Genomic DNA, 7,557 nt, shown 5'->3' on the forward strand with positions numbered 1-7,557 from the left:
ATTAAAACGCATTAACTATCCATTTTTGATCTTTGCCCGTTATGGCAAAAACATCAAATCTAAACTCTGTTTCTTCAATATTAAAGTTATTCTCTAACATCCAAAGTTGTGCAGCTTGTTTAATTTTAGATTGTTTATTAAACGATATTGTCATTTCAGCTTCACCAAAATGGGCATTTTTTCGATATCTAACTTCAATAAAGACCAAGCAGGTTTTGTCTCGCATAATTAAATCAATTTCACCAATTTGGTATAGGCTATTTTGTTCCAATAATACAAGTCCTTGCTTGGTTAAAAATTGGCAAGCTAATTGTTCATAATACTTACCAATTTTTTTACTATTCGCTTTGCTGTGAGGACTGATCAGATGCTTCATAAACATATTCTTGCCAAGAAAGTGATCGCGTTACTTCGCATTGATTACTTGTTGACAATTTACCGGTCATACCATCTAAAAAATTAGGTTGATAAGAATCCAATTGATTGAAACGATTAGCGAGTCTCCATGCATCAATACCCATAGCGTATAATCGAGTTAAAGAATAATCTTTTTGAATATTGCCAGGGATAAGGGAAGACATTCTATCAGATGACTTAATAATCAATGGAATATCAGCATACTCAGTTTTATTCATATCATAGTTAAAATCATTTGAAGCGCTTGCTACATGGCTTTTAGAACTAGAATAAAGCGTAACTGATGATGACCCATTACCAATAGTTTTGCCCGCTCCCAAATCAAGCATTGGTTTTATTAACGTTAATTCGTCATATGATGCATAAACATAAATCGCGTCAAAACCAGCGGAACTTGATGATGTTGTAGCACTACCATCATCAAAAGAGACTGGACGGCCAGTTAAACTTATTCCACTATTATGATTCATATTGCCCCTCAAAGTACCGATACTACCGACATATTGGACATAAGCTTGAGAACCATTAGCAATTTGTGACCATTGTTTAGCAAAACTTTTAGCAACTCGTCTACCTAAATCAGTTTGTGGAACAATTAATAGTGGTTTTTGCTTATTTTGAGCAAAAATATGGTCAGCCGCATCTTTTGCTTCATCTTCAGGAGATAATGCGAAGAAACACATCTTATTAGAGGAAACAGTACCATCATCCACTTTATTTAATGCTAAAACAGGAATAGAAGGTGCTAACTGTTTTATTTTAATGACTTCTTCTTTCAACAATGGACCAACAATTAATTCAACATTTTGTGCTTGAGCTTGTTCAATTAAGCTTTCCATTGGTAATGATGTGGTATCTAAAACAACAACATTTTGTTGCGGTTCTTGTGGATAAAATTTAACAGCATCAACATAACCTTGACGAATTGTATTACCAAATATACGAGAAGAACCATTTAAAGGTAATAATAAAGCAACTGTTTTCGTATTTACATTATCAACTGAAAGCTTTTGGCCACCTACTAGCGCCGAAACAATCTCTTGGGCTGGATGATTTGGATATCTTGATGACCAATCTTCAATAGCTTGTTTTAATTGTGCACTTTGACTACTATTTGTTGCATCAACAACATCAGTACTATCACCTGACTGAGCTAATGCTTTTTTATTATTACTTTTATATGTATAACTTAAATCAATCCAACCTTTTAATATTACTTCATTTTCAAGGGCAGAAATTTGGCTTATTTGACTTGCAGATAGTTTGCTAAAGAATTTCCAAGTATTATTTAATATCTGCTTTTGATGTTTCTCAGGGGCAAATTTTTGTAAAGACAAATAATCATGAGCTTGTTCATTTATATTTCTAGCTTTGCGATCTAAAGCTAATTTTATTGAATAATAACGATATGATTGTGAATCATTTAATTTATCAGCAGATAGTTGATTAAGATTAAATGGCTGTCCTTTTCTGACCGCTATTTCGCCTTGAGATAATAATTGGTCTTTTTGTTGTTCAGCATTAAGATTCGCAGGAAGCTCAGATAATAATTTGTTTGCTTGAGACAATTTATTCTCATTTATTAAAGCCCGCACAGCTAACAATTGCCAATCGATTTTGGCATTTCCTGAACTTGATTCAGCTTGCGACAAATAATAATTGGAATCTTTAGTCTCATCATATTTACCACTTTTCGATAAGCTGAGATTACAGCCAATTAAAAGCGAAAATAATGCTAACATAACAATAGCATAAAAGGATTGTTTTAATTTCATACCCATTCTCTTATAAATTTTCATCCCCAAATTCGTTGCACATGAACAGTAACTTCCTCACGATCGTGATAAAGCTGCTTAGCCTGAATTTGTACATTGATTTGATTATTATTTAGTTCTTTTATTAGTAATTGTAAATTTTGTTTTACTTCTTCATAACGTTTTTTCATTGGCAACTTGAGATTAAAAATTGTCTCTCGGCACCAACCATTAATAAGCCACTTGGCAATTAATTCTGTTACTTTGGCTGGTTTTTCAACCATATCACACACTAGCCAATAAATATTATGCTTTTTAGGTATAAATTTGAAGCCATCTTCACGATAATGTTTAACTTGCCCTGACTCCATAAGTTTTTCATTCATCGGTCCATTATCTATAGCATATACCATCATGCTTCTTTTGACTAATTGATAAGTCCATCCTCCAGGACACGCACCTAAATCAACTGCATTTAAACCACCTTTTAGTCGTTCATCCCACTCTTCATAAGGAATAAAAATATGAAAAGCTTCTTCTAGTTTTAACGTGGAACGGCTTGGGGCATCAGCAGGAAATTTTAATCTTGGTATTCCCATATAAAAAGGCGAATTATTTTGACTTAAGGAATATCCTACATAACAACTATTATTGTTAATGAATAATAGATGAATTACTGGCCGTGATGGATTTTGAACTTTTAAAAGGATGCGCTTATTTCGTAAAGCTTGTCGAAGAGGAACTGTAAATTTCCGACAAAATCCTGCTAATTGTTTACCTTCATTCGTATCAGCAACTTCGACACGCAAATCACCTGCTTTATCAACAATACCAGATAATGCCTCGATTATAGGAGTGATACGATCTTCTGTTGGTAAATTATCTAATAAATCACCTGCAATAAACATTTGTCTGGCAAAAATCAGTGTTCGAAATGAAATTTCTTTAATCAATAATTGAGCATCACCATCTTGGTAACATTCAAATATTATATAACCACTATTTTCTTTAACTTTCGCAAATCCAAATATCTCTTTTTGTGCGGCCCTATCTGTTATTTCTGCCGCACATTCTTTTTCGAATCCAGGCCGGCAATACAAAATTATTTTATTTAGTTTTTGCATATCGTATCTTATCGTTTTTCACAATCGAATTTGTTAAATTAATCTGATTGAACTTTATCAGTATATAAAGGTGCATCCCCTTTGGGACGAGTTTTAAATCGTCGATGCAACCACATATATTGTTCTGGTGCTTTAAGAATTTCTTGTTCAATTGCTTTATTCATAAACATGGCTGCTTGAACATCATCATCGATAGGATATCCCTTAAGTTCAGGAGTCACATAAACGGTATAATGACCTTTTGTTTCACGTTTAGGGGTGAAAGGTATAATTGCTGGTTGGCCTAATTTAACTAAAATTCGAGTCCCTATTGTGGTTGCGGCTTTTTCGACAGCAAAAAGTGGAGCAAATACACTATTTTTAGGTCCATAATCATGATCAGGAGCATACCATAACAATTCACCATTTTTTAGTGCTCTAATCATGCCTTTAGTATTATGGCGATCCAACATATATTTGTTGGATTTTAAACGTCCTTTTAATTGAATATAATCCATAACCGGATTATCGTTTGGTCGATAAACACCAACACCAGGATGACTCATTCCTAAAATACGTGCACCTAGCTCTAACGTTAAAAAATGAATCCCAATTAATAGAACACCTTGTCCAGATTGTTGTATGCGAGTGATATGCGAATCACCTACAATTGAAGAGTGTTTAGCAAGTCTTTTATCTGACCAAAACCAAGCCATACCCGTTTCAAATATAGCAAGTCCAGTTGAAATAAAATTATCTCTTAATATTTTATCGCGTTCTTGATCGGTTTTTTCAGGAAAACATAGTTTCAAGTTCTGTTTTGCGGTTTCTTTACGCTTACCGATTAACTTCATTGAAAGCAATCCTAAGCCTTTTCCTATTTGATAAATTATTGGATATGGCAACAATACGATTAGATATAAAACACTAATACCAAACCACGTTAACCAGTAACGAGGATGTAATAACCGTTTTGTAAAAGTAGGATGAATTTCTTGACTCATATTAAGATTAAATAACAATTTAAACAAAGTGAATTATTATATACCAATCTTGAATCAAGCGGCAGAAAAATAAAATAATTAAGCATGATGGAACATCATTTTATTAATAGATTTTTTTGTAAAGATAATGTTTTAAAAAAGATGTTAGGGATTAAATTGATTAATCCCTATTCTATAATTTTTAGTAATTATTAAATTGAAATATGCTCAAAAAGGCCGCTCCTCAACTTTTTTTTATTTTAAATAGCTACTGGCGCTTTAATTGCAGGATAAGGGTCATAGCCAACAATTTCGAAATCTTCAAACTCATAATCAAAAATTGTAGGTGGCTTACGTTTAATAACCAGTTTAGGCAATGGTTTCGGCTCACGACTTAATTGTAAATGGGTCTGTTCCATATGATTAGAATAAAGATGTGTGTCTCCACCAGTCCAAACAAAATCACCGACTTCTAAATCACACTGTTGAGCTATCATATGAACGATTAACGAATAACTGGCAATGTTAAATGGTAATCCTAAAAATACATCACATGAACGCTGATAAAGTTGACACGAAAGTTTACCTTGAGCAACATAAAACTGAAAAAAAGCATGACATGGCGCTAATGCCATCTGATCAAGTTCGCCAACATTCCATGCAGACACGATCATTCGTCTTGAATCAGGATCATGTTTAATTTGTTCAATTACTTGAGAGATTTGATCTATCTGACGACCATCGGCGGCTCCCCAAGCACGCCATTGTTTACCATAAACCGGGCCAAGATCACCATTTTCATCCGCCCATTCATCCCATATCGTTACTTTATTATCTTTTAAATAATTAATATTGGTATCACCTTTAAGAAACCAAAGCAATTCATAGATAATTGAACGTAAATGACATTTTTTTGTTGTTACCAACGGAAAGCCATCTTGCAAATTAAATCGCATTTGATGACCAAAGATCGATAATGTACCTGTCCCTGTTCGATCTGATTTAGGTGTTCCCTCATCTAAAATTTTTTGCATTAATGCTAAATATTGTTTCATTTTGAGATAACCTTATTGTTAAATCTATATGCATATAAAAGGATCAAAATTCCACCGATAATCATTGGTAGACAGAGAATTTGCCCCATACTAATAAAATTCAAAAATAATCCTAACTGTTCATCTGGTTGTCTGAAGAACTCTATGATGAATCTGAATATTCCATAGCAAACCAAAAATAGCCCTGACACAGCACCTGTTGGACGTGGTTTACGGATAAAAAGGTTCAAGATAATAAATAAGACTATACCTTCAAATACCATTTCATAAAGTTGTGATGGGTGTCTTGGTAAAACACCATTTAATTGGCTATATAAAGAAAACCATTCGGGATGTGATTGTACAAACATAAAATCGGCATGAGTCGAAGTCGGAAATAACATACCAATTGATGAGTTAGTTACACGTCCCCAAAGTTCACCGTTGATAAAATTACCAAAACGGCCAAACATCAAACCGATCGGAACTAACGGTGCAACAAAATCGGCTACTTGCATAAATGTTTTTTGGGTCTTTTTAGCAAATATAGCAATAACGCAAATTGCACCAATCAATCCACCATGGAAAGACATTCCTCCTTCCCAAACTCGAAATAAGATTGCAGGCTCATCAATAAAAGCATCAAAGTTATAAAATAATATATAGCCTAATCGTCCACCAATGAAGAGACCTAAAAATCCCCAGAATAGTAAATTTTCAACTTGTTGCGATGTCCAATTACTATTTGGTTTGTTAGCTCGTCGCTTAGCTAAATATAAGGCGCCAAGTATGCCAAATAAATACATTGCACCGTACCAATGTAAGGAAATAGGTCCGATTGAAAAAGCAATTGGATCAAAATTGGGGAATTGTAAAAATTGATTCATTTTTTAACACGCTGTTTATTTTTTCGTTTATGAGTAAAGAAGTTAAATCGTTTTTTCTTAGAAAGATTTGTTATAGGATCTTCTATGTCAGATTGTATAGTTAAAACAGGCAAAGAAAACTCTTTCATCGCCTTACGATATACATCACGCTTAAAAGCAATAACCTGCCTTATAGGATACCAATAACTTACCCACTTCCAATCATCAAATTCTGGCGTTGGTGAAATATTTAAGTTTATTACCGATGTATCAGAAATTAATTCTAATAAAAACCACTTCTGCTTTTGGCCGATACATACAGGCTGATTATCCCAACGAATCATTCGTTTAGGTAGTTTATACCTTAGCCAGCCATTGGTAACCGACAAAATTCTTACATCTTTGGGTTGTAATCCTACTTCTTCATTAAGTTCACGAAACATTGCTTGTTCAGGTGTTTCGTTTAGTTTTATTCCGCCCTGAGGAAATTGCCAAGAGTTTTGCCCATAACGTCGAGCCCAAAGTACTTGACCATACCTGTTACAAATAACGATTCCTACATTTGGACGGTAGCCATCATTATCGATCACTGACTACCTCAAAAATTTATTTTTTATATAGCTGAATTGTTTCATACATACACTAATAAATAAATAGGAAAATGATATTAATCGTCTAAATCTAATATTATATGCGAGATTTTTGGGATAATTTAATAATAGTAATAATATTAATTAGCGCAAATGTAATCTCTATCGCTAGGCTTCCTAAAGAGCCTATCCATAAACTATAAATGATCCATAAAGCACTACTCAATAATATAAGTAATCGCATCTTTTGTTGTTCAAATCGAAATAGCGCAATGGTTACTAATGTCGTTCCAATAACCGAGAAATAATTAATGAATTGCTTCCAATCCGGCGTTGTAAAAAAATAAAATATCCACATCAATGCAATAAAGAAAAACATTGCTAAAAAATTCTTAGTATAAGTAGAAGTCACATTCCTAAAAATATTTACAATATTGAGTATAGCAGCAGGATAGGATTCAGGACCTAATAAATAAAAATGCAGCGTCATAATGACGTTAACAATCGTTAATTGCCATCGGAATGCATTATCATTACGTTGCAAAAAGGCACTAACACCGACAAGATAACCTAATATACCAATTAGTTGAGGGACTGTTGTGTATTTTTCAATAAAATCTGAACCAAAAAATTGATATAAAAAGTTTAAATTATCCACTGTTTACTCCTTAGACAAATGGATCTGAATAATAAATGATTCATGAATATACTTTTACTAATTGTAGAATGCAAAAAAGCCCAGCATTGCTGCTGGGCTTTCGCTCTAATTTAAAAGTCTGGCGGCACCCTACTCTCACATGGGTAATACCC

The 7,557-nt window shown here is 33.4% G+C and carries 8 protein-coding genes; all 8 read right to left on the reverse strand.

Going from position 1 to position 7,557, the window contains the following annotated elements:
- Position 1: 1 nt before the first annotated feature.
- Complete coding sequence (locus J3U18_RS11395) at positions 2-376, reverse strand: YraN family protein (RefSeq protein ID WP_065735146.1); 375 nt, start codon at positions 374-376, stop codon at positions 2-4.
- Complete coding sequence (locus J3U18_RS11400) at positions 339-2,192, reverse strand: penicillin-binding protein activator (RefSeq protein WP_267330936.1); 1,854 nt, start codon at positions 2,190-2,192, stop codon at positions 339-341. The genes J3U18_RS11395 and J3U18_RS11400 overlap by 38 nt, the downstream gene beginning before the upstream one ends.
- 20 nt (positions 2,193-2,212) lie before the next feature.
- Positions 2,213-3,295 (reverse strand): 23S rRNA (cytidine(2498)-2'-O)-methyltransferase RlmM, encoded by a 1,083-nt coding sequence (gene rlmM / locus J3U18_RS11405; RefSeq protein ID WP_267354162.1) that lies wholly within the window; start codon positions 3,293-3,295, stop codon positions 2,213-2,215.
- Positions 3,296-3,333: 38 nt separating this feature from the next.
- Entirely contained in the window at positions 3,334-4,278 is a 945-nt protein-coding gene (gene lpxL, locus J3U18_RS11410; protein WP_267354164.1) for an LpxL/LpxP family Kdo(2)-lipid IV(A) lauroyl/palmitoleoyl acyltransferase, read from the reverse strand.
- A gap of 239 nt (positions 4,279-4,517) precedes the next feature.
- A complete protein-coding gene (thyA, locus tag J3U18_RS11415) occupies positions 4,518-5,312 on the reverse strand; it encodes a thymidylate synthase (protein ID WP_065735010.1) in 795 nt (264 codons plus the stop codon).
- Positions 5,309-6,178 carry a prolipoprotein diacylglyceryl transferase gene (gene lgt / locus J3U18_RS11420; protein ID WP_267332364.1) on the reverse strand — a complete coding sequence of 290 codons (870 nt, stop codon included), beginning with the start codon at positions 6,176-6,178 and terminating at the stop codon, positions 5,309-5,311. Before lgt ends, thyA begins: the two co-directional genes overlap by 4 nt.
- Positions 6,175-6,747 carry an RNA pyrophosphohydrolase gene (rppH, locus tag J3U18_RS11425; RefSeq protein WP_267354166.1) on the reverse strand — a complete coding sequence of 191 codons (573 nt, stop codon included), beginning with the start codon at positions 6,745-6,747 and terminating at the stop codon, positions 6,175-6,177. The genes lgt and rppH overlap by 4 nt, the downstream gene beginning before the upstream one ends.
- 97 nt (positions 6,748-6,844) lie before the next feature.
- The gene (locus tag J3U18_RS11430; RefSeq protein ID WP_065561971.1) at positions 6,845-7,405 is read right to left on the reverse strand and encodes a YgjV family protein; all 561 of its coding nucleotides are present in this window, start codon (positions 7,403-7,405) and stop codon (positions 6,845-6,847) included.
- Between the last annotated feature and the right edge of the window lie 152 nt (positions 7,406-7,557).

It is taken from the genome of Gilliamella sp. B3482, assembly GCF_026536805.1.
GTDB classification, from domain to species: Bacteria; Pseudomonadota; Gammaproteobacteria; order Enterobacterales; family Orbaceae; genus Gilliamella; species Gilliamella apicola_E.